Raw genomic sequence first — 21,713 nt, forward strand, 5'->3', positions numbered from 1 at the left:
TTCTTATGTTTGATCGAGGTGCGGATCATTCCGCACCAACATTACGTACGTTTGGCTGTCAAGAAGTCCTGAAGCCATTTGGTCGTATATGATCCATCTTTGAACCCGTTGTCTTCAAGTATATCCCTGAATAGACTGACATTCGTTTTGACGCCTTCAATCGTTACCCCTGCAAAGAAAACCTTTGCTTTGTCCAGTGCATCCTGACGGTCCTTCCCCTGGATGATACACTTGGAGATCATCGGATCATAGAAGGGGGTCACATTGTTCCCTTTTTCATAGCCGCTGTCAATCCGGACACCTTCACCTTGACCCCATTCCAATTCTGTCAGCTTGCCTGGAGAAGGGTAAAACGTCTTTGGATCTTCGGCATATACCCTGAACTCAATCGCATGACCGGCACTTTGGATTTCTTCCTGCCTGCAAAGGGGGAGAGGCTCTCCGCTTGCTACAAGCAGCTGCCATTTCACGAGATCGAGCCCCGTGATCGTTTCAGTGACCGGATGCTCTACTTGTAGGCGGGTATTCATTTCAAGGAAGTAAAAATTCTCCTCTTCATCAACGATAAACTCCACCGTTCCTGCATTCGTGTAATCCACTGCCTTTCCAGCCTCTATGGCAGCGGTGTACATCTTCTCCTTCGTTTCTTGAGATAGACCGGGAGAAGGTGATTCCTCTATCACTTTTTGATTTCTACGTTGTACGGAACAATTCCGCTCGAATAGATGAACGAGATTTCCATGATGATCACCAAAGATTTGTATTTCAACATGTCTCGCATTCTCTATACATTTCTCTAGGAAGACTTCCTCTTTCCCGAAATAGGCTTTGGCACGGTTTTTAGTAGAATCGAAGCTTTGAACGAGCGCTTGCTCATTTTCACAGCGAATCATGCCGATCCCCCCGCCCCCGCCACTTGCCTTCAGCATCACAGGGTAGCCGATTTCACTTGCCACCTCTATAGCAGCCTCTATGGTACCGACTCCTCCGTCGCTTCCCGGCACTACAGGAACAGACGCATCCTGCATCACTCTTCTTGCCTCTACCTTATCTCCCATTTTTTCAATGATGTCATGGGCAGGACCAATAAAAGTAATGCCCTCTTCCGAAACCCTCTTCGCGAAGTCGGCATTTTCCGAGAGCAGGCCGTACCCGGGATGGATGCCATCCACTTTCTCCTTCTTTGCAACATCCAATATATTGTCCACCACTAAGTATGAACGGTTCACTTGTGATTCACCTATGCGGAATGCAACATCCGCTTCTTTCACAAAGGGCATATCCTGATCTGCATCTGAATAAACCGCGACTGTTTGAATGTTTAATTGTTTACATGTTTTGATGATCCTAGAAGCAATTTCTCCCCTGTTTGCAATTAATATCTTCTGCACAATCTCTCCCCTTTCTTCATGGAACACACCTGTTCATAATACGAATTCTACGAAAATCGTCGAAATCCTTCTTCTCCATTGTAAACGTTTTCTTAATTAAGTGCAGAATTTTTTGTTATTTTGTTATATAATAATAATAAATACTAGTTCTTATAGTAAATGAATTGCAAGCGGATACAACATTCTTAGTGAATTCAAAGAATCATTTTTCAGCATTTTAGGAGGTCATACTATGGCAGTAAAAGTGGAGAAATTAAAAGTAAACTATAAAACTCTAGAGGAGTTTAAGAAATTTAAAGAATATGGTGTACAGGAATTATCCATGCTTGAGGATCTGCAGGCGAATATCATTGAAAACGATAGTGAATCTCCGTTTTACGGAATTTACTTCGGGGATACCCTGGTTGCCAGAATGAGTCTATATCAACGCAATGCCCGTTTTGATCAATACTTCGATCCTCCCCAAAATTATTTGGAGCTTTGGAAGCTTGAAGTATTGCCAAAATACCAAAATAAAAGCTACGGAAAAGAATTAGTGGATTTCGCCAAGACCTTCGGATTACCGATCAAGACAAACTCGCGAATCAAATCTCAAGGATTCTGGGAGAAGATGGGGTTTGAAGCCGTAACCTACGAAGTGGAAAGGGATCTAGGTGAAAATCCATACGTATGGTTCCCTGAAGGGGTAAAAGAACAGAAAATCAGTTAATAGACGAAAAAGGCTTGCTCAAGTACACTCGAGTCAGCCTTTTTCATTTCATTTATTCAATCTTTGCAGATTACCGTTCTTATCCATCTGAAATTTCACTTTGTCTTCATTTCCTTGGAGCAGGGCCATCTTTCTCGCTTTTTCAAAGATGGCTAATAAAGATTTATGATCTTCTTCGAGGAGATTGAATTTTTCTTCATACTCTTCCAACTCTTCTTCTGTTTCTTTAAGCTTTTCCTGCAGTTGTGAGATTTGTTCGTGAAGCTGACTGTTCTCATTCCGGACTTTCTCCTCGTTACGGATGGCTTCCTCTGCTTTTTGGAGGTATTGTATCATACTTCCCATTGAAAATGATTCTGGAGACTCCGACGCACTTTCAACCGTCAGGATTTCCTGCTTTTCTTCAAATGTCTTCTTTGGCGGAGAATGTTTCTTAGATTGCTTTCTCTGTTTCTTTGCCAGTTCGATTCCGGATTTATATTGTTTACGGACAAATGAATTCCAGCGAAATCCGCATGCCGCGGATGTCCTTGATAGCTTTTTCCCTACTTCTTCAAACGCCTGCAGTTGAGTGCCACCTTCGCGTATATGACGCAATACCACTTCCGCTAACAATACATCTTCATCCTGGCTCCAGGCATCCTGTCTATTTGAAGACATTTCCATCCCCCCTATTTCGTCAGTTTCTCCATACATATGCTCTTACTAGAGAAGATAGAATCAGCAACACTATTTTTAGCCTACAAAAAAGGAACCGGTTTTCACCTGCTCCTTTTGGTTACTTGAACTATTTAGATAAAAATTGATCCACTGCTTTGTGGTGCTCATCATGTGCCCACAGTTTGGAGCATTGTTTGATTTCCTCCAGGATGTTCCCTTCTATCCTTTTTGTATTCCAACAATTCAGGAGTTGCTGCTTATATGCCTTCAAGACCCCTGCAGATTTAGACGAGATCATTTTAATCAATGGGACTTCATGCACAGGTACCAATTCATCCACCACTTCGTCTACGAATCCCATTTCATGAAGTGCTTCAGCCTGTTCCAGACGCGCCGTCATTAAAAGGGACATGGCTTTTGATACAGGAAGTCTTTCAAGGAGCAGGGTCCCTCCTCCCCACCCGGTGGTGATGGCAAGATTCCCTTGAACGAACCCCATCTTGGCGGTTCTTCTTGCTACTCTGAAATCACAGGCAGCCGCGATCTCACATCCCCCTCCAATAGCCGTCCCATTGATGAAGGCAATGGTAGGTTTCGGCAAGAAGGCGAGTCTCGTAAGGAGGCTCCCCATTTTACTGAGCATTTCGTAGCTTTCACCTTCTGTTTTAAGATTGTGGAACTGCGACAAGTCTCCCCCTGAACAAAAAGCACGATCTCCGCTTCCGGTTATGAGGAGCGCTTTCACATGATCGTTTCGAACGCACTCATCCATCGCCTTCTGAAGCCCATTCATGATTTCATAGCTCACTGCGTTTCGTTTATCCGGTCGGTCGATGATAAACTCCAATATTCCTTCATTGTTCATATGTAATACATATTCACCCACTTCAAAAGCCCCCTTTTATCTTACATATAGTGTATGATTTTCACGATCTGTTGAACAGACCTTTTCTCTGGATACGACAAAAAAGCGTGAAGAGCCATGGTCTCTTCACGCTTTTAAGCGGTGTAAGCAATTATTTGCTTACAACTTCTTTTCCTTTATACGTTCCGCACTCTTTACAAACACGGTGTGCTAGTTTCATCTCACCACAGTTTGGGCATGCTACCATACCAGGTACACTTAGTTTGAAGTGTGTACGACGTTGTCTTTTTGCTGTTTTAGAAGTTCTTCTAAAAGGTACTGCCATTCTTCCCACCTCCTTAAAAGAGATTCATACTCATTATGAAGCCAGTCGAGCTGGTACTTCGCTTTTAAGAGTTCTTGTTTTGATCAAGAAGTTTTGCTAAGTCAGCGAGTCGAGGATCTACTTTCTTCTCTTCCTCTTGTTCGACTTCATGAGCCTGTTCTTCGGTCATCACTTCCCAGTTCTTACCTGAAGGCATCTCATCTTGTTCTCTCGCTTCATCACTGATTACCTGCATCGGAATCTCAAGCAACAGCAATTCTCTGATAGCCGGTTTTAAATCAATAACATCACCTTGTATACGATGTACTTCTTCTTCCTCATACTGATCATAATCAGCTTCATTTAGAAGATACGTCTCAATCGTATTGATGTCAACTGGTAGATCGACATCCACAAGGGTTCTTGAGCAAGGCAGGACTAACTTTCCTTCTATATGAAGATGAAAAGTGACACGGTTTGACCCGATATCCGCCTTTCCGGACACCCGAATAGGGGAGACTTCTATAATTTGGGGATCAACTTCTTTCAGTTCGTCCAAATTAATTGTTTCGTCTATGGAAAATCCCTTGTCTCTGAATTTTTGTAATTGTATTATTGACCATTTCAATGTAATCACCTCAAGGCAACAAAGGTAATTATAGCTTTCATAATACCGTTTGTCAATATTTTTTCTTTACACTCTCTTTAACCATAGTGTTGTAATTATAACGTTTAAATATAAGGACTTTCAAATATTTTATTATATTCGTTATGATTCTTTCAAAAAAGGGGAGAATCTATATCATTTCCTTATATAATAAAGATGATAAGTATGTTTTAGATTTAGAAAGGTTGTGTGGTTTTTATGAGGGCAACAGGGGTAGTTGTGGAGTATAATCCGTTTCATAATGGACATTTACATCATTTGAGGGAAACAAGGGCCGTTACAGGGGCTGATGTTGTCGTTGCGGTGATGAGTGGGCACTTCCTCCAGCGTGGTGAGCCTGCACTTGTTTCCAAATGGGCCCGTACCAGGATGGCATTGGAATCCGGTGTAGATGTAGTGATAGAGCTTCCATATTGTTTCGCGACACAGCATGCGGAAATTTTTTCAAAAGGTGCCATTTCGCTTCTTGATCGATTTGGCTGTGAAAGCTTCTGTTTCGGAAGCGAAGATGGTGATATTGATGCTTTCCTCAACACGATCCAATTCATTCAATCAAACCAGGAACAATACGATACGTACATAAAGGAATTTATCCAGGAAGGGATGAGCTATCCTTCAGCACTGGCCGGTGCCTTTCGGAAATTGGGAAATCAGGACTCTGTCATCGATTTAAGTAAACCCAACAATATATTGGGCTTTCACTATTTGGAGGCAAGAAATCAACTCCGTTCTTCAATAAAAGCATATTCCATTACGCGGGAATCAGCCGGTTACCATGATGAACATTTCTCTTCCCCTTCGATTGCCAGTGCAACCAGCATTCGCAAAAGTATATTCAGTACCCGAGGGAATCACGAGATCACATCCTATCTTCCGGCCGGTTCTGTGCAGGAACTGGAAAGGTACAAAAGTGAGTATGGAGGATTCCACAGGTGGGAGAATTATTGGACCCTGCTTCAATACAAGCTTCTCTCCTCTTCTAAAGATGAGTTGAGGGATATATATGAAATTGAAGAGGGAATAGAAAACCGGATGGTAGAGTATGCGAAGTCTTCCTTATCCTTTGAAGAATTCATGACGAAACTTAAGACGAAGCGATATACTTGGACACGCCTTCAAAGAATGCTCCTTCACGTATTGACCGATACACATAAAGAAGAGATGAGGAGCCGGCATGACTCCCCAAATTATATCCGCCTATTAGGAATGAATGACAGGGGAAGGGAATATATTCATTCCCGTAAAAAGAACCTCTCTCTCCCTTTGATCAGCAAGCTATCCAGTGCGGATCCACATGATATACATTTAGATATCAAGGCTGCGGAAGTCTATTCATTGGGCCTGCAGGATCCAGACGCACGAAAAAGACTTCTACGCCAAGAATGGTCCCAGCCGCCTATCATGAAGACAATGTAATTCAAACAAAAAGACTGCCCCCCGTATTGAGGGCAGTCTCTTTAATTCAGTTTTCGATTGATTTGAGGAAGGATAGTGCTTCATCAAATGTCTTTACTGGTACCACTTTCATATCCGTACCGATATCTTCAGCTGTTCTCTTCGCAGCGGTATAGTTGGATTCAAGATCAGGGTATTTTTTCTTCATTTCTTTTGTGATGGTTTCATCCGGTGCAAGGAAGTATTCGGCATCCGCTTTATCAGCAGCAATGATTTTTTGTTCGATACCGCCGATACGACCGACCACGCCATCTTCTGATATCGTTCCGGTCCCGGCAATCCTGTGCCCTTTAGCAAGATCTTCCTTTGTCAGTTGATCATAGATTTCCAAACTGAACATCAGACCGGCAGAGGGTCCCCCTATTTCCTCGGTCTGAAGCTTAACGGGTGGATCTGTTATGATTTCTTTATCATCGCTCAATGTGATGCCAAGGCCGATCTTATCGGGGACATCCGGAAATGCTTCAAGAGGGATCGTTTCAACCCTTTCCTCTTTATCCCGGACGAATGTGATGTCCACTTTATCCCCTTTTGTTTTCCCACTTACGTAATCAATGAATTCTTGAGACGACTGAAACGTTTGACCGTCTATGGCGGTGATACGGTCGCCCGGTTTCAACACTTTTTCAGCTGGCATGTCGGGATATATATTTAATACATAAATCCCTTTATATTTATATTCATACGGTTTGCCTGCTTTTTTATATGCCACTTCAATGGCATGGGTTTGGGAGTTATTCATAAGCTGTAGTTGGCGAAGATTGTATTCTTCATCGCTTTCATGTGGACTTCTGATCTCCTCTACCGGAAAGATATATTCATATTTCCTTATGCTCGCCATTAGATAGGCATATATATTCGCCCTTCCCATTCTGACGGTTGTCAGCATCAGTTCCCCATCGTCTTTATATCCATTCTTGACGTGGACGATTGGATCGAGTTCATGTGCATTCCCGGGTTTCGTAACATAGAAAGGAAGATAATAAAAAGAAGTGGCGACCATAATGATGGTCATGATGAGCAGGGTTCTTATCAGCGTTTTTGTTTTCATGTTTTTTACTCCTTCCAATTGTCCAGAGCTTCCTTGATGGAAGGAATAGCCTTCTTTGCTTCTTCTTCTCCCATATCGATGATTTCTTCAATGTTTTTAAAAGCTCTGGTGCTGTACATTTCTACATGTGGTCTGATCATGAAATCAGAAGCAAATTCACGGTGCGCGACGATTTCCAGCTGGAGGATATCAATGCTTTGCATGATCACGTCATATATGGTGGTGATTTCTGCATTACGTTTCACATGGGACACATCGACCCCGATCACAATATCCGCTCCCATTTCTTTCACCACGGAAACCGGCACCCTGTCAATGACCCCCCCATCCACCAATAGACGGCCATTAATCCTTTCAGGCACAAAAATACCCGGTATAGCGATACTTGCCCGCACTGCGCTTGCTATTGGACCGGTGGTAAAGATGACTTTTTCTCCATTCGTAATGTCAGTTGCCACAACACTTACGGGGATATTTAATTCTTCAATATTTTTATTATGTGTAAATAGCTGAATGAACTCTTTTATTCTTTTACCTGATATGAATCCCATTTTCGGAACGGTAAAGTCCAAGTAATACTTTCTTCTGAAGGTAGTGGAAAGCTTGTATAGGTCTTCCATCTTGTGACCCACCCCATAAAAGCAGCCGACAAGCGCCCCCATGCTGCTGCCTGCAATCATATCAATCGGTATGTTGGCATCATCAAAGGCTTTCAGGACGCCTAAATGAGCAAATCCCCTTGCGCCACCCGAGCCAAGGGCTAATCCGATCTTTGGTCTACCCATGCCCTTCCCCCTTTTCCCGAGTCATCGGTCTATTCATCATATGGTCTATTTCAATTATGTATGAGTATATTGAATAATATGAGGACAAGTTGAATTAATCTCATTTTATCATTCTTTTCCCATTTCACAAGGAATTGAGATAGAAGGAACTATTTTCTTAGGGGAGGAAGTCCTGTTGTTCAAATCTAAAATCAAAACCTTGGCTTTATCCATAAGTGTGACGGTATTTGCCACCTCTCTCATCTTGATGCCCGGGGAATCTTTGGAGGCATCCATCAGAGGTTTGGACATGTGGTGGGAAATCGTCTTTCCATCCTTATTACCGTTTTTCATTGTATCTGAAATGCTGATCGGATTTGGGGTTGTCCGGTTTATAGGTGTCATGCTGGAGCCCTTGATGAGACCCTTATTCCGGGTCCCGGGTGTAGGCGGATTTGTGTGGGCGATGGGGATGGCATCGGGGTTTCCTGCAGGAGCTAAATTGACGGCAAGGCTGCGTCAGGAAGAACAAATTTCGAAGTTGGAAGCGGAACGACTCGTTTCATTCACGAACTCTTCCAACCCGCTATTTATTTTCGGAGCAGTATCAGTCGGGTTCTTCCAAAACGCTACATTGGGCATTGTGTTAGCAGCCGCTCATTATATCGGGAACATTTGTGTGGGAGTCGTCATGAGATTCTACGGAGCTGAAGAGAACGAGGAAACTAAAAGCAGCCCGGCAAAAAGGAAAGGTTTCATCCTCCGGGAAGCATTCTCGGCACTTCACCGGACAAGACTGCAGGACAAACGCCCCATCGGCAAACTACTGGGAGATGCCGTCACTTCATCCATTCAAACGTTGTTGATGATCGGTGGATTCATCATCTTATTTTCTGTCATCAATAAAATGTTGTATCACCTGAACATCACGACTTTTTTTGCCGAGGGTCTATCGGCTTTATTTATACTACTGAAATTACCCGACCAATTAAGTATCCCATTTATTTCAGGACTCTTTGAAATCACATTGGGGTCAAAACTCACAAGCGGTGTAACCGATGCCACCCTCCTCCACCAAGCGATCATCACAAGCTTTATATTAGGCTTCAGCGGTTTCAGCGTCCAGGCACAGGTCGCAAGTATCCTTGCAGATACGGATATTCGATTTAAGCCTTTTTTCTACGCACGCTTAGTTCACGGGTTCGCCGCATCCGTCACCACCATCCTCATTTGGAAGCCCATTTATGAGAGGTTTTCCGATGAACAGCTTTCCAACGCCATCCCGGTGTTCGCCAGGCACAACGATGCATTTTGGACCGACATGCTCTTTTGGTTCAAGACGGCAGGTCCCATCATCACGATTTCAAGTCTGATCGTATACATGGTTCTATATGCACGAAAACATGTGAATCATTGAAAAACAGGGTTGACCCACTTAGACCGATTTCACAGTTAGTGAAGATATAAGGTCTATAGTTTGATCAACCCTGTATGGTTAGTCACGCTTATATTTCGTCTTTAATGATTCTTCTACACGCTTCGGTACAAGTTCAGAGATATCGCCTCCGTATTTAGCAACTTCTTTAACAATACTCGAGCTTAAGAAGGAATACTGGTTATTCGTCATGATGAAAAACGTTTCGATTTCATCATCCAGTACCCGGTTCATGGACGTGATCTGCATTTCATATTCAAAGTCCGATACCGCCCTCAATCCCCTGATGATTGCTTTTGCATTCACACTCTTCGCATAGTCCACCAACAAGCCTTGAAATGAATCTACGACCACATTTGGTATATCCCTGGTGACTTCCCGAATCAATTCGATTCGTTCTTCAACTGAAAAGAGTGGTTTTTTAGAAGAATTATTTAATACTACCACATACATTTCATCAAATACCTTAGCACCCCGTGTAATAATATCCAAATGTCCATATGTAATGGGATCAAAGCTTCCCGGACAAACTGCTATACTTGGCATATACTTACCTCCCGCTCTTTATCGTAACCTCAATTATTCTCCCTGGAAAATATCGATATCCTGATGATTCCATAGGTCTCTTCCCTTACCTTTTTTAAGCTTCCCACTCTATCATCCAATGTTATTTCCGATCCATGCTCACACATGACGAAACCGCTTTCATTCAGAAGGTTATGTTCGTCGATGAATTCCAAGAGTTGTTGAAGCTTCTGCTGTTTGTAAGGAGGATCCAGGAATATATAATCAAAGACTATTTCTCTTTTTAGTATCGCCTTTAACGCTCTCGTGGCTTCATTTCGATATACTTCACTTTGGTCCATCAGATCACAGTCTTTAAGATTGGCCTTTACCGTTTGGAAAGCCTTCTGATCCCTGTCCACAAAGATGACGGAATCGAGTCCACGGCTTAATGCTTCAATGCCCAGACCGCCGCTTCCTGCAAACAAATCCAATCCTGTCCCTCCTTCAAAATAGGGACCCAACATATTAAATATCGATTCTTTCACCTTATCTGTTGTGGGCCTTGTTCCACTTCCAGGAACAGCCTTTAACGGCCTGCCCTTTAACGTACCTGATATGACTCTCATAATCATCCACCATATATGTATTTTTTCCTCCCTATCCTATCATATCTCGACACATATCGCCACATTCATAATTTGCATCAAAAATGTATAAAATCATTTTGATAGGTGATAATGAGAGTAACAGCATCCTAACTGATGTTGTTGCCAACCGCGGAGAAGACTTACGATTCCCCATAAGTTCTTCCTCCGGTTTCTCCTCTCCCTTTGCCTTCTTTCCAGAGATGGATATAGAAGGACCCTGCAGAAAGTTCTGCAGGGCTTTTTACATTTCCTTTAAGATTTCGATTGCATTTTCCTTGTTCTTCACTTCCGCATTGAACAACTTTCCAAACCAGTGGGTATCCATATAGATGGTATCCCCTATACTTTGAACCGGCTTCCCCAGTAATCCGTAATTTTCTTCATTATAAATAAAATACTCTTCATTTATATAAAACCTTAAAGTATTTCCCTTTACAGTAGTGAAGTATACGCCGGGCTGCAGTTCTTTCATTTCGATCCCCATGGCCTCGACTGCCTCAGGGAATTGAACATATTCCTTTTGCTGATAAGAAACGTATGATAGCTGAATTGATTTCTGATTGACCATTATCGGCTTTATAGTCTTCAAAATAAGCAAAGGATGCTCATTTCCTTTCACACTGTCAGCAAAAAAAGAACTCTTGAACCCTGTCACGTTACTGACTGCATCATCCAACATGTTACGGTCTACGGTTTGGTTCCTCACCTTTTGTCTAAGATCATCCCACTCGGATGGGCTCAGACCCTCTTTTAACTGCTTGTATGCCCATGCCGGCTTGGCACCGTGTGGAGGCTCATTGAGCAGGATACTGACAACCAATTCCTTCAACCAGGCATCTTCATCCCTTGAGGACAAAGTTTGGTACAACAGGCTTTGCCTTATACTTTTCACATCTTCCCCGTAAGCATCATTCAACACGATGAGATGAGGGGACTTAAATGGTTTTACCTTTTTAGAAATAAGGACAGTCACAAAGCCGTCAGCGGATCCGAGTGAATCCAGCTTATCAAAATTGACTGGATCCCCTTCCTCAGTCAATACCCTTACTGTTCGCGATCCACTTTCTTTCAGCGATTCTTTTGTCCACACTAAATCTGAAGGGTCCCCTCTGCCACTGAAGAAGTAGTAATCGATATAATCCAGTTTTTTATGGTTTGAAGAAGGATACCCCGAAATCCATTTTCCGTTCCTTAAACTCTTTTCCGTTAACTCAATATCCGTTTTGAGGGTTGAAACCCCGGAAAGTACAGGATACCAATTTCTTAATGGCACACTGTCAGCTTTCGCCGACTTCTTTAAGGAGTAAGATATGGTGATTTCCTGGGGATCCTGATTCAGGGTACTCACATAAAATTCACCGTTTTCTTTCGTCAAACAATTGTTTTCTTCTTTATCAATACAGGCAAAGCTCTCTGCCCCCGCTGGCCATTTGATCAGGAGTGGATCAGAAGGAATGCCCGATGGGAAGTGAATCGTCTGAGTCACATCAAACTCATCCTCTTTATGAATAATGGAATAAGCATGACTTACCTCAACAATACCCGACTCACCCGCACTCTCTGTCGTAAACCCCATCCATTGGAAGACGAGAATACCGGAACTAACCAGGATCATCAAAAAACCGAAAGTGAATACAAATCGTCTCATACTATACCCTTACCTCCGTTTACTACTTAAAGAATAGCAGAAGTACAAGGATAATAGTGGTACATATTTGTGAAAAGACTATATTTTCAATAAAAAGCCTATTGAGATGAACATAATTACCATCTTTACTTATGTCTTCAGTTTTGAAATAATAAGGAATTGATGAACTTGGTAAGAAAAGGGGAATAATACAATGATTCAACGTTTTATTGAATTAGGAGAAGGTTATTCAGATATTTATGAGCTTTTGGAGCTTGCGAAAGCGAATGAAGAACGTTTACAGCATATGCTGGCATTCCATACAATTGTGAAAGACCGCGCTGTCACTTCTTTGGCCCTTGTAATGAAACCGACGGAGCAAGGGAAATTCCAAGCCATTTATGTATGCAGGGAAGGCGTTCCCAATCCTAATATTACACCGAACCAGCGCTACTCTTTATTTGAGGAGACAGCTGAGAAGCTTGGCAGGGTGATCATTCAAATGGATGTTAAACCCTCGACTCTATTTCCGGAGAATGCACTGTACTATCAGCATTTGATTGCCATTTTGAGGTTAAATCATTATATACTGCCTTTGCAATGACCGTCGCCCGTGCGGCTCAAACAGATAGTTCTGACAGTCCAATGAAAAAAGCTGCCAAAATAATATCCTTTGGCAGCCATTCTTAAAATCCCATTTTGTAATCGTATTCCTTCGCTTTATCAGGACGTGAATTTTCAAAGACGGACTTGATAAATGGCTTAAAGGAAGGGTCCACTCTCTTCACGTATGAATAAGCAGAGATTCTTTCCATCACTGCCTCTATTTCGTCCTGATTGCAATACAGCACAACATATTTCATTTTCTTCGATACATAGTGAACATTTCCAAACCGTCTAAGGGACTTGGCATGCTTCAAGCTATGTAACCAAACAACTAAACCTTGTCTTTCTGTTAACATATAGTTTCCCCTCTAGGAATCACTTTTTTTTAAGTCTAGCATAATAGCGTGTGGGTAAGCAATAAGTAATGGTATGATCTTTCCTTAAATGGAGTGGAAAGTAAATTGTGCATATCGAGAGAACGGAGGGCATACATGGACTTGAATGTGATTTGGGACTATTTCATTGAACACCTGAAGGAAGAGGACGGAATTGAAGAAGCACAAGTAAAATGGAGTGCCGGCATTCCATTCATTTATATCCGATCAAAGAAACCGAAAGATGACATCGAATACTGCATCATGAAATGGTCGGCTAAAGCCATGCGTGGAAAGAGACTGCATTCTGATACTATTTTTTTCAGGGAAGAAGAATCTTTATATGTGTATCGCCACCGGTTCTTTGTTCCCCAGGAAAAAATGTTTTGCTGTGGGAATCTCTGTGTGGATTGTGTGCGGTTAAAACAATAGGTGAAACCTAATTGAAATAAAAGAAAGAGCAGACCTATTCAGTCCGCTCTTTCTTTTGTTTGTTTTGTCACGCCGAACAACCGCAGCTTCCACCTGAACCACAGCCCCCTCCGCAGGATCCCCCACTTGAGAAGAAAGGATTTCCTGAAGGAACCTTCACATTTTTAGAGACGGAATGTCCGATCACAAGGCTCACCTGATCAAGGAGATCCTGCAACTCGTTTTCGGCTCTGCGGAATTCTGCCACATTCTCATCAAGATCCATCTCCCGCTTAACTTCCCGGATTTCTTTCATGATGGTTTTGTAGTCAGGATGGTATCTGCCAAAACGTTGTACTTCTTCGTAACTCTCTTTCATCCGTGAAAAGGTCTGGACCTTTCGCTGGGTTTCAGAATTGTTACGCAGTTTATATAAAGACTTACGATAATTCTCTGCCACATCAGATTCCAGTATCCACTGAGATAATTCGTCAGCTGAATCCAATATTTCCATTCTTTCAATAGTAGCAAGCATAACGCCCACCTCCGTAACGATATTTTAACATGTTTTTCGGAAGGAAGCGAATAGGCAAATTCGATATTTTAAAATCCCATGGCGCGGAATAAAAATAAAACACCGCCGAAATGTGGCGGTGAAGTTCTAAAACCCTTATTGAATTGTCACATAAAATTGTTCCTTCATCCCAAATGATTGGTTGTTTTTCCCAACAATTTCAACATTCAAAAGGTGCACACCTTTAGGTAATCCTTTAATGACAAAGGCAGCCGTATGATATTCTTTATACAGATTCCCAGTATTGGACCTGACAATGATTTTTCCCTTTTTCGCGCCCTTTTTTTCTGTTGTGAATGTAACACCTGGCACTATGCACTCTATATACACTTGATTTCCCTGAACCATATGTTTGATGGAAACAGTCTTTTGCTCTCGATTGGCCGCCTCCACCTTTTTAGCGAACGAGAAGCTTTCCGGCTCAGGCATCTTTTCCTTACAACCGCTTAATACTAGTAAAGCGAAGGCTAACATGATCATTTTCTTCATCGTTTACACCACTCCTTACCTATAGCCTTGCCCTATCGATCCTTTTTTTACTCAAATATTGATGGTCAAAATGAAGACAAAAAAATAGCACCTTAATTGTCGGCACTATTCATTGATTGAAACATACTGATCATCATGGAAGCCATCTGGACTCCATTCGAAAATTTTTGAACCCTGTGTGGAATCGTTTTTTGAAAATGATTGATGGATGCAATTTCAAATTTTTCTAATTCATTAGGGTTTCGTGAAAGGGTACGGTACCACTGGGGTTGATCCCTGAGGAATAATTTCAGGTCTTCCTTACCATAAATATATTCAATGATGTCCGGTCTCATATGTTACCCCCTAATCTTTTCGGAAAGAAAAGGGATGGGAAGGTTTGGATGGAGCTTCCGTTTTGGTCGCTGTCCCAGATCCCCTATTGTTACCTGATTGAAATTGACTGAGAACTCCCTGGACTGTCCCAAGTGCTTCACTTAAGCTGTTGATATGCTGCTGCAATTGATTAGCGTCCATTTTCTTTACCATTTCTCCCACCTGGTCCATCCACCCTCCTTTACTTTCGGAATTGGTTGAAGTCTTTTCATTTTCTTTCGCTGACTCTGTCCTGTATTTATCCCACCTTGTGTCATCTTCCCCAAGCAAATACCAGTCTTCAAAGAGATCCTGCCAATTAGCATCGCCGTTTCGTACATCCTTTATGATTTTCGGATGCTTTTTCACAAAACCTTTAAATTCTTTGACTTTAGGGTGTAATGATTTCCCCATAATATGAACACCTCCATTACAGGCTTCTACCTACTATACTTTATGAAAAGTTGAAAAGAATGGTGATACATTCCTTTTTGTAGTAATATTTACATGTAATTGCCCATTGGTTTTCCCAACAGTTCAGTGCTGACTGTGAATACTTTTAAAGGATGTTTAAACATGAGAGAACAGGTACAGAATTTATTTAATGAATGTATGACAGGAGCTGACGATGAAGATCTCCTGATTATGAAACAGCTGCTCGAAGGTATACAACGAAAGAAAAAAAGTGAAAATGGCTCAATCATAGGCGGGATCTTCGCCATGGACAGGAAAATGGCGGACGGGAACTTAGAGGTGAGCATCCCAATCACTCCCGTTACACATAACTCGCTTAAAATTGTACATGGTGGTGTAACCGCTACCCTCGTGGATACAGCTATGGGCACCTTAGCGAACATGATGCTTCCCGAAGGATATGGTGCAGTGACGACAAACTTAAATGTCCATTACCTGGCACCCGGTGTAGGTGAACACCTGACTGCCCATGCGACAATCGTTCATCAAGGAAGCAAAACGATAGTAGTGGACGGTAAGGTGGTAAGTTCTGACGGAAAAATCGTAGCTCACTCAACCGGTTCCTTTTTTATTTTCAAAAAGAATAAATAATAAAGGTGGGTTCTCCGTTCTGGAGAATCCACCTCTTTATTCTTCTTCTTCTATTTTCTCTATAAAATTTTGGGTATAAAATCGCTTGTAAACACCAACGCCAAGATGGGTGAAATTCTTCTCCAGCAGGATCTTCCTGTGACCTTCAGAATTGAGCCAGCCATGCACGGCTTCCGGGGCATCCATATACTGGGACGCGATGTTTTCACCTGCTGTCTTAAAACGCACATCGCCTTGTTCCAAGCGCTGAGTGAGATCCCCAAGGGTAGGGGAATCATGGGAGAAGTAATCCTCCTCATACATTTCTTTACTATGTCCCCTGGCGATCTCCGCCGTTTCCTCATCCCACTCGAGAGATTCTTCATCATATTGATGTCTGATTACATTCGTAATATCAAATATCTGTTGCTCACTTGCTGTATTCACCTTATCCCATTCATCTTCACTCGGTTCCGTTTCCTCAGCCAATTCACCACGATACATCATTTCATACGGATGCATCTCGATCAACGTGCGGCTATCCAGAAATCGGATGCTCGTCAGTCGGCTTGTGATTTTATCCAAATAAAGCTGGGCATAGATATTTCCGAGAGGTACGAGAAGACGTGTATTCAAATCTTCTTCATTCAATTCAAATTGATAAGCTCCTGAATCATCGTTCACAACGATTTCGGATTCGACAATGGTAAAACGATAAATATCTTCCAAACGTTGTCCAAGCTTATAAGGTGCCACATCCACTTGATTCCCGATGGCATATAGGGTAACCACCTTATGATTGACAACTCCCATTTGTATGTATTGTTTAGTTGAAATCGGAAAAACCCACCAATCATATCCGTATGGACTGGGTTCGACTCTTTCCGGGTCCCCAAATGCTTCCTTTACCATTTTCGTACTTTTGCCTATCCAGGTGGATAAGCCTGAAGCCGGTCTTTCCCCGGGTGTCCCAAGAGATTGATTCACCTGGTTCTCTTTGTCTTCCTTAAGAGTCTGGGTTTCTGGTCCCTTTAATGGCTTGTTTTCCTGCTTTTGACCTTGATAAATACCAATAATTAAAATAATGACAAATATGATCAAAACACGTAAAACGGTTTTCAGGATCTCCCCTCCTCTCTTTTACCATGAAGAAATAGGTCAACGTTACTATGAATAGTATACACTAATGCTGATTATAAAATTGTGTCTACCATAAAGAATAGCATATTTTTACCCGTACTAAAACTGACGTACTCTTTCAATCTTTTCACACTAAAAAAAGGATGGTCATTGTTTGTCAACATGACCATCCTTTAGCCTAAAAGGGTTTATTACTAAAGTCCGATTCCGAGATATTCTCCAGTGCCACATACGCTTCTTCTCCAAACGATTCCCTTATGGCAAGATCGCCTAAGGAAATCATTCCAATCAATCTCTCCCCTTCAACTACAGGGAGCCTCCTGATTTGATTTTCAGCCATTATGTGGGCAGCTTCCTCGACTGAGGTTTCCGGCCCAGCAGTGATGAGGTGTTTACTCATGATATCCTCTACCTTTGAAGAAGCAGGATGCTTTTCTGCAATACAACGGAGGACGATATCCCGGTCCGTCATCACTCCCACTATTTTTTCCCCATCCACAATGGGAATGGAACCAATATTATATTCTTTCATTTTAAGAGCCACCTCATATACATTGTCGAGTAATGTACAGGTCTCAACATCCTTCGTCATTATATCCTTGATTTGGGTCATCTTATTCCTCCTTGTATTCAAGACAATTCATTTCCTATTTTCCGGCTTTAACAGGAAAGATATTCACATTTTTAAAAATCACCCAATTCAAATGATTCAAGACATTGCAAGATAAAGTTTTTTCCACTATTATTAAGAATGAGAATTACCGCATTTAGTATCAATGTACATACACCGATATAAATGCTTCTAAGATACGGACAGCATGGGGATAACAAAGTATCTGTCATACTCATGCAAGCCAATATAGGAGGAAAATATTATGCGTTTTGAAGCAACTGAATTTGAAAGCTTAAAAGTCGATTTAAACCGATTGGACGAAATCATGGAATCTCATGGATTGGTCCGTGCAGGTCAATGGGATTACGAGCGTGTAACCTATGACCGTAAATTTGAAATTAGAGAAGGCATCTTCTATTTACGGATCCAGGGCCTTGCAGTCGAGGGGGATATCGGAAAGCATGACGCCGTTATCCAATTAATGACTCCACTACTCGGGAAACATTACTACCCGCACGGAGTTGAATATGGTGAAGGTGAAGAGTTCCCTAAACATCTTGTCACTTCTTGCGAAAAGCTCTTAGCTGATGTTAAAAAAGACGCAACGAACTTTGCATGGTAATATTCCTTAAAGAAGACTGTCCGCCTTGTGGGCAGTCTTTTCTATAGGGTGTTTTTGTACGAAAGGCACTTCATTAGAACCTCCTCTAAACCGAAACAAAACCTTCAAAATTTCACTTTCTTCCCACTGTTCATTCTTCTTTGACTCTAATATAATAAAAGTAAGAGGTTCCTGTTAGAAAGGGGTACACCATTGTCCAAGTTTTTCACTAAAAAAGTATGGATGACAGCATTGGTCATCGTACTGATAGCATTAATTGCATTTTTTATTCTGCCGGTATCCGTCACATTGATTATGGCGATCATTACCGCTCTTTTTCTTGAGCCTGCTGTAGGCTTTATCCAAAAACGCTTTTCAACAAAACGGAGATTCGCGGTCCTTTCCGTTTTCATTCTATTTCTACTCCTTATCAGTGTCTCCTCGTTTTTCATCACCACAAAAGTGGTCGGTGAAGGCATCAAGCTTATTGAAGATGCGCCCAAATACGTCAATCAATTAAGCGATATCTGGCTGGATTATGAAGATAGATTGTTGAATGCAACCGAGGACCTCCCTGATGAATTGGTGCAGAGCTTCAGTGATGACGTCCAGAGCTTTTTGGAGAGCGGCAAGACTAAGATTCTTAATTCATTCAACATAGAAAGAATAAGCGTGGTTTTGTCGTATATCCCGAATTATCTGGTCAGTTTTCTCGTCTACTTAATCGCACTTTTTCTATTCATGCTGGACCTGCCCAGGATTAAGAAATCCATCTATGGTCATTTGACAGAGAGAACAGCCGAGAAAGTAACCTTCATGACGTCGAGACTAACTTACGTCATTTTTGGATTCTTTAAAGCACAATTTCTGGTCAGTATCATCATCTTTATCGTTTCCTTGATCGGACTTCTTTTCATATCTCCTGAAGTGGCGATTGTGATGTCAATCATCATTTGGGTGATAGATTTCATTCCACTGATCGGTTCAATCGTTGTATTGGGCCCATGGTCAATATTCCATCTCTTGACCGGAAACATCGCCCTCGGAACCCAATTAGCGGTGCTTGCCGCCATATTGTTGATCATCAGACGTACCGTAGAGCCAAAGGTAATGGGAAGCCATATTGGATTGTCCCCCCTTGCTACGCTCATTGCCATGTATCTCGGCCTTAAGCTATTTGGGGTATTGGGATTCATTATCGGCCCATTGCTTCTCATTGTGTTTAACTCCGCAAAAGAAGCAGGTATCATTAAAACCAACTTCAAAGTATAAAAGGACAAACCCCGCTGCTCCGGGGTTTGCTTTTTTATATACAAAAAACCGCTATGTGTTTATTCACATAGCGGTTCTTATTAATAACCAAGTATTGCCCTAATAACGGACGTTGTCTCTCCACCTTTGTAGAAAACGTATAGCAGAAGATAAACGGCAACCCCTGTGATGGCCGTAAAAAACCAGATGAAGCTTGTAATCGGACCAAGCTTGCGATGGGTTTTCAGGCGATCTTTATACCCTGTCCAAAGGCTTAAGATACCGAATACGGCGCCTGTGGTCGCGAGAGTAATATGAAAGACCAGGAAGATCGTATAATAGATCTTGATGTCATCAGGACCGCCGAATGATGTGTTCCCGACGAAAATCGTCCTGCTCAAGTAAATAACGAAAAAGATAAGGGCAAAGACTCCCGCAAGTGTCATCGTTTTCTGATGCTGTTCGATCTTTCTTTGTTTAATCTGCCACCAGCCTATTGCCACAGTAACAGCACTTAACACGATGAAACTCGTGCTAATGGTAGGTAAAATAGGTAAATCCATCTCGTTTCCTCTCTTTTCTAAAAAATTCTAATCAGTACCTTTCAAAGTATGTACATACAGGAATATCCACACACCCCGATACCCCTGTATACGCATTTATTGTTCTGGCAGGGTTGAATCTTCAACCGGATCATAGGAAAGCTTTTCTTGCTGCTCCTGATCCTTTCTATACCATTGGAAGAACAGATTAAATAGCACGACTCCAAATACGATTTCCTGAATAATCTTCATCAGGACTCCTCCAAGCTGTTGATCATTGAGAGTCGACATAGACGTGAATAATTCCGGACCTGTAAGTGTCAACCCTTCCAGTGTATTCACAGGCACACATAGAGATAACGCTTGAAGCCATTCGTTTGGATCATAATAGGTTGCATACATTGGGTTTTCGGCGAAGATGATTAATCCGCATGCCGGGGTCAATAACACGGCGCTTCCCAAGATATACCCGATTCGTTTTAAACCACTTAATTCAATATCTTCATCTACCGGATTAATCAGTGGCCACCACATAAATACAGCAAGAAAGAATAAAATGAACGTGGTCAAAGCATGTAAAGTGACATCGGTACGTACGTTGTCAAAAATTAACGGGATATGGTAAATCGAAAAAACCAGATTGAATGACAATAAGGAAATCAGCGGCTTGGTCATAAATCGGAATATTTGTTTCACGACCGGCAATTCAATCGTTGTCTTCCAAACCCAATCCGGTATTCCTAAAATCAATAATGGAGTAAAGACAAGATATAAAAATGCCATCTGTGTCATATGTGCAGAAAACAATATCCCGCTCAGAACCTCAACAGGTGAACCCTTGATGGCATACAATAAAACCATCGAAACAAGGAAAAACGCTGCTTCCCTTCCAGTCAGCTTCCTGTTATCCCTGAAGCTCTCCCTCCACTTTATCGTAATCAAAAAATAGAGTACCGTCATAAACACCAGCGTCATAAGAAAAAACGGGCTCCATAACGCCATAAATCCAAAAATACCCAAAGGCATCTTCTCACCTCATTTCACAATTAACACCTACCCCCATTATACTGACAACCCACCCCCACTTCAATGCGAGGTCATGACAAGTTCTTGAACATTAGGCGGAGGCGCCTTGAACAGCCCCGACTAGCATAAGGCGAATCAACCGGAATGGCGTTCTTTGCCATTTTGGTTGATTTGACTTATGACCTCGAGCCTCTAAGCCCCGGAGCTGGACAAATCGAAAAGCGGAGGCTGTTCTAGCCATTAAAAAAGCCAGCCAAAAGGCTGACTTTTTCTTTAGATCCATACAATTGTTAAAAATGTTAACACTGTGATAAATGCAACAAGTGCACCAGAATACAGGAACAATGAAGGAGCTTCATGACCCTTATGACTCATATGCATGAAGTAATACAGTTGAAACACCAGCTGGACGACTGCCAGTAGGAGAATGAACGGTACAACAAAGTACTTATCGAAATCCCCTGCTACAGCAATGAATGCCACCAATGTTAAGAAAATCATTAACATGAAGGATGTTAACTGCATTTTCATGTCTTCTGCATTCTTCTTACGACGATACTCGTAATCTACACTTGGGTTACCTGAAGTTGATTGTTGATTCGCCAT

General features: G+C 41.9%; 28 protein-coding genes. 8 read left to right on the top strand and 20 right to left on the bottom strand.

Annotation, left to right across the window (positions count from 1 at the left end; genetic code table 11):
- Positions 1-41 precede the first annotated feature (41 nt).
- Positions 42-1,391: an acetyl-CoA carboxylase biotin carboxylase subunit gene (locus tag ATG71_RS18040; protein WP_098440856.1), complete on the bottom strand. Its 1,350-nt coding sequence runs from the start codon at positions 1,389-1,391 to the stop codon at positions 42-44.
- Positions 1,392-1,623: 232 nt separating this feature from the next.
- Here ATG71_RS18040 and ATG71_RS18045 point away from each other — a divergent pair, with 232 nt between their 5' ends.
- A complete protein-coding gene (locus tag ATG71_RS18045) occupies positions 1,624-2,100 on the top strand; it encodes an N-acetyltransferase (protein WP_098440857.1) in 477 nt (158 codons plus the stop codon).
- A 48-nt stretch (positions 2,101-2,148) separates the two neighbouring features.
- Here ATG71_RS18045 and ATG71_RS18050 read toward each other — a convergent pair whose 3' ends face one another.
- The 4 genes from ATG71_RS18050 to ATG71_RS18065 all read right to left on the bottom strand — a co-directional run bounded on the left by ATG71_RS18050 (position 2,149) and on the right by ATG71_RS18065 (position 4,557).
- On the bottom strand, positions 2,149-2,760 hold the full coding sequence (locus ATG71_RS18050; protein ID WP_098440858.1) for an RsfA family transcriptional regulator: 612 nt from the start codon (positions 2,758-2,760) through the stop codon (positions 2,149-2,151).
- A gap of 127 nt (positions 2,761-2,887) precedes the next feature.
- A complete protein-coding gene (locus ATG71_RS18055; RefSeq protein ID WP_286163057.1) occupies positions 2,888-3,646 on the bottom strand; it encodes an enoyl-CoA hydratase/isomerase family protein in 759 nt (252 codons plus the stop codon).
- A gap of 130 nt (positions 3,647-3,776) precedes the next feature.
- Positions 3,777-3,950, bottom strand: coding sequence for a 50S ribosomal protein L32 (gene rpmF, locus ATG71_RS18060; RefSeq protein ID WP_034755898.1), 174 nt, complete (start codon positions 3,948-3,950; stop codon positions 3,777-3,779).
- 64 nt (positions 3,951-4,014) lie between these two features.
- Positions 4,015-4,557, bottom strand: a complete 543-nt coding sequence (locus ATG71_RS18065) for a YceD family protein (RefSeq protein WP_098440859.1) — start codon at positions 4,555-4,557, stop codon at positions 4,015-4,017.
- Positions 4,558-4,794: 237 nt separating this feature from the next.
- Between ATG71_RS18065 and ATG71_RS18070 the strand changes: the two genes are divergently transcribed.
- On the top strand, positions 4,795-6,012 hold the full coding sequence (locus tag ATG71_RS18070) for a nucleotidyltransferase (RefSeq protein ID WP_098440860.1): 1,218 nt from the start codon (positions 4,795-4,797) through the stop codon (positions 6,010-6,012).
- A gap of 46 nt (positions 6,013-6,058) precedes the next feature.
- Here the strand turns inward: ATG71_RS18070 and ATG71_RS18075 are convergent, their stop codons facing one another.
- Entirely contained in the window at positions 6,059-7,102 is a 1,044-nt protein-coding gene (locus tag ATG71_RS18075) for a SepM family pheromone-processing serine protease (protein ID WP_098440861.1), read from the bottom strand.
- A gap of 5 nt (positions 7,103-7,107) precedes the next feature.
- Entirely contained in the window at positions 7,108-7,887 is a 780-nt protein-coding gene (locus ATG71_RS18080) for a patatin-like phospholipase family protein (RefSeq protein ID WP_034755906.1), read from the bottom strand.
- Between the two features lie 175 nt (positions 7,888-8,062).
- Between ATG71_RS18080 and ylbJ the strand changes: the two genes are divergently transcribed.
- On the top strand, positions 8,063-9,283 hold the full coding sequence (ylbJ, locus tag ATG71_RS18085; protein WP_098440862.1) for a sporulation integral membrane protein YlbJ: 1,221 nt from the start codon (positions 8,063-8,065) through the stop codon (positions 9,281-9,283).
- Between the two features lie 78 nt (positions 9,284-9,361).
- Here ylbJ and coaD read toward each other — a convergent pair whose 3' ends face one another.
- From coaD to ATG71_RS18100, 3 genes are all read right to left on the bottom strand, one after another.
- A complete protein-coding gene (gene coaD, locus ATG71_RS18090; protein ID WP_098440863.1) occupies positions 9,362-9,847 on the bottom strand; it encodes a pantetheine-phosphate adenylyltransferase in 486 nt (161 codons plus the stop codon).
- A gap of 29 nt (positions 9,848-9,876) precedes the next feature.
- Positions 9,877-10,434 (bottom strand): 16S rRNA (guanine(966)-N(2))-methyltransferase RsmD, encoded by a 558-nt coding sequence (gene rsmD / locus ATG71_RS18095; protein ID WP_098440864.1) that lies wholly within the window; start codon positions 10,432-10,434, stop codon positions 9,877-9,879.
- 262 nt (positions 10,435-10,696) lie between these two features.
- Complete coding sequence (locus ATG71_RS18100) at positions 10,697-12,103, bottom strand: hypothetical protein (RefSeq protein ID WP_098440865.1); 1,407 nt, start codon at positions 12,101-12,103, stop codon at positions 10,697-10,699.
- Positions 12,104-12,296: 193 nt separating this feature from the next.
- Here ATG71_RS18100 and ATG71_RS18105 point away from each other — a divergent pair, with 193 nt between their 5' ends.
- Positions 12,297-12,686: a DUF7147 family protein gene (locus tag ATG71_RS18105; protein WP_098440866.1), complete on the top strand. Its 390-nt coding sequence runs from the start codon at positions 12,297-12,299 to the stop codon at positions 12,684-12,686.
- An 82-nt stretch (positions 12,687-12,768) separates the two neighbouring features.
- On the opposite strand, the gene ATG71_RS18110 is transcribed toward ATG71_RS18105, so the two are convergent.
- Complete coding sequence (locus ATG71_RS18110) at positions 12,769-13,044, bottom strand: YlbG family protein (protein WP_098440867.1); 276 nt, start codon at positions 13,042-13,044, stop codon at positions 12,769-12,771.
- 135 nt (positions 13,045-13,179) lie between these two features.
- Here ATG71_RS18110 and ATG71_RS18115 point away from each other — a divergent pair, with 135 nt between their 5' ends.
- Complete coding sequence (locus ATG71_RS18115) at positions 13,180-13,494, top strand: hypothetical protein (RefSeq protein ID WP_098440868.1); 315 nt, start codon at positions 13,180-13,182, stop codon at positions 13,492-13,494.
- Positions 13,495-13,561: 67 nt separating this feature from the next.
- Here ATG71_RS18115 and ATG71_RS18120 read toward each other — a convergent pair whose 3' ends face one another.
- The 4 genes from ATG71_RS18120 to ATG71_RS18135 form a co-directional block, all read right to left on the bottom strand.
- Complete coding sequence (locus tag ATG71_RS18120; RefSeq protein ID WP_079531566.1) at positions 13,562-14,008, bottom strand: YlbF/YmcA family competence regulator; 447 nt, start codon at positions 14,006-14,008, stop codon at positions 13,562-13,564.
- 135 nt (positions 14,009-14,143) lie between these two features.
- Positions 14,144-14,536, bottom strand: coding sequence for a membrane lipoprotein lipid attachment site-containing protein (locus ATG71_RS18125; protein WP_098440869.1), 393 nt, complete (start codon positions 14,534-14,536; stop codon positions 14,144-14,146).
- A gap of 92 nt (positions 14,537-14,628) precedes the next feature.
- The gene (locus ATG71_RS18130) at positions 14,629-14,871 is read right to left on the bottom strand and encodes a YlbE-like family protein (protein ID WP_098440870.1); all 243 of its coding nucleotides are present in this window, start codon (positions 14,869-14,871) and stop codon (positions 14,629-14,631) included.
- A gap of 10 nt (positions 14,872-14,881) precedes the next feature.
- Positions 14,882-15,304, bottom strand: a complete 423-nt coding sequence (locus tag ATG71_RS18135; RefSeq protein WP_098440871.1) for a YlbD family protein — start codon at positions 15,302-15,304, stop codon at positions 14,882-14,884.
- Between the two features lie 162 nt (positions 15,305-15,466).
- Between ATG71_RS18135 and ATG71_RS18140 the strand changes: the two genes are divergently transcribed.
- Positions 15,467-15,955, top strand: a complete 489-nt coding sequence (locus tag ATG71_RS18140) for a PaaI family thioesterase (RefSeq protein WP_098440872.1) — start codon at positions 15,467-15,469, stop codon at positions 15,953-15,955.
- 36 nt (positions 15,956-15,991) lie between these two features.
- On the opposite strand, the gene ATG71_RS18145 is transcribed toward ATG71_RS18140, so the two are convergent.
- Together ATG71_RS18145 and ATG71_RS18150 are read right to left on the bottom strand one after the other, a co-directional pair.
- On the bottom strand, positions 15,992-17,035 hold the full coding sequence (locus ATG71_RS18145) for a CAP domain-containing protein (protein ID WP_098440873.1): 1,044 nt from the start codon (positions 17,033-17,035) through the stop codon (positions 15,992-15,994).
- 217 nt (positions 17,036-17,252) lie between these two features.
- A complete protein-coding gene (locus ATG71_RS18150; protein ID WP_098440874.1) occupies positions 17,253-17,687 on the bottom strand; it encodes a CBS domain-containing protein in 435 nt (144 codons plus the stop codon).
- A 262-nt stretch (positions 17,688-17,949) separates the two neighbouring features.
- Between ATG71_RS18150 and ATG71_RS18155 the strand changes: the two genes are divergently transcribed.
- Complete coding sequence (locus tag ATG71_RS18155) at positions 17,950-18,309, top strand: YugN family protein (RefSeq protein WP_079531576.1); 360 nt, start codon at positions 17,950-17,952, stop codon at positions 18,307-18,309.
- Positions 18,310-18,501: 192 nt separating this feature from the next.
- On the top strand, positions 18,502-19,560 hold the full coding sequence (gene ytvI, locus ATG71_RS18160) for a sporulation integral membrane protein YtvI (protein ID WP_098440875.1): 1,059 nt from the start codon (positions 18,502-18,504) through the stop codon (positions 19,558-19,560).
- Between the two features lie 80 nt (positions 19,561-19,640).
- Here ytvI and ATG71_RS18165 read toward each other — a convergent pair whose 3' ends face one another.
- From ATG71_RS18165 to ctaF, 3 genes are all read right to left on the bottom strand, one after another.
- A complete protein-coding gene (locus ATG71_RS18165) occupies positions 19,641-20,102 on the bottom strand; it encodes a DUF420 domain-containing protein (RefSeq protein WP_098440876.1) in 462 nt (153 codons plus the stop codon).
- A gap of 96 nt (positions 20,103-20,198) precedes the next feature.
- Entirely contained in the window at positions 20,199-21,107 is a 909-nt protein-coding gene (gene ctaG / locus ATG71_RS18170) for a cytochrome c oxidase assembly factor CtaG (RefSeq protein WP_098440877.1), read from the bottom strand.
- 273 nt (positions 21,108-21,380) lie between these two features.
- Positions 21,381-21,713, bottom strand: coding sequence for a cytochrome c oxidase subunit IVB (gene ctaF / locus ATG71_RS18175; protein ID WP_034755952.1), 333 nt, complete (start codon positions 21,711-21,713; stop codon positions 21,381-21,383).

Source organism: Bacillus sp. es.034, assembly GCF_002563655.1.
GTDB lineage: Bacteria > Bacillota > Bacilli > Bacillales > Bacillaceae_B > Rossellomorea.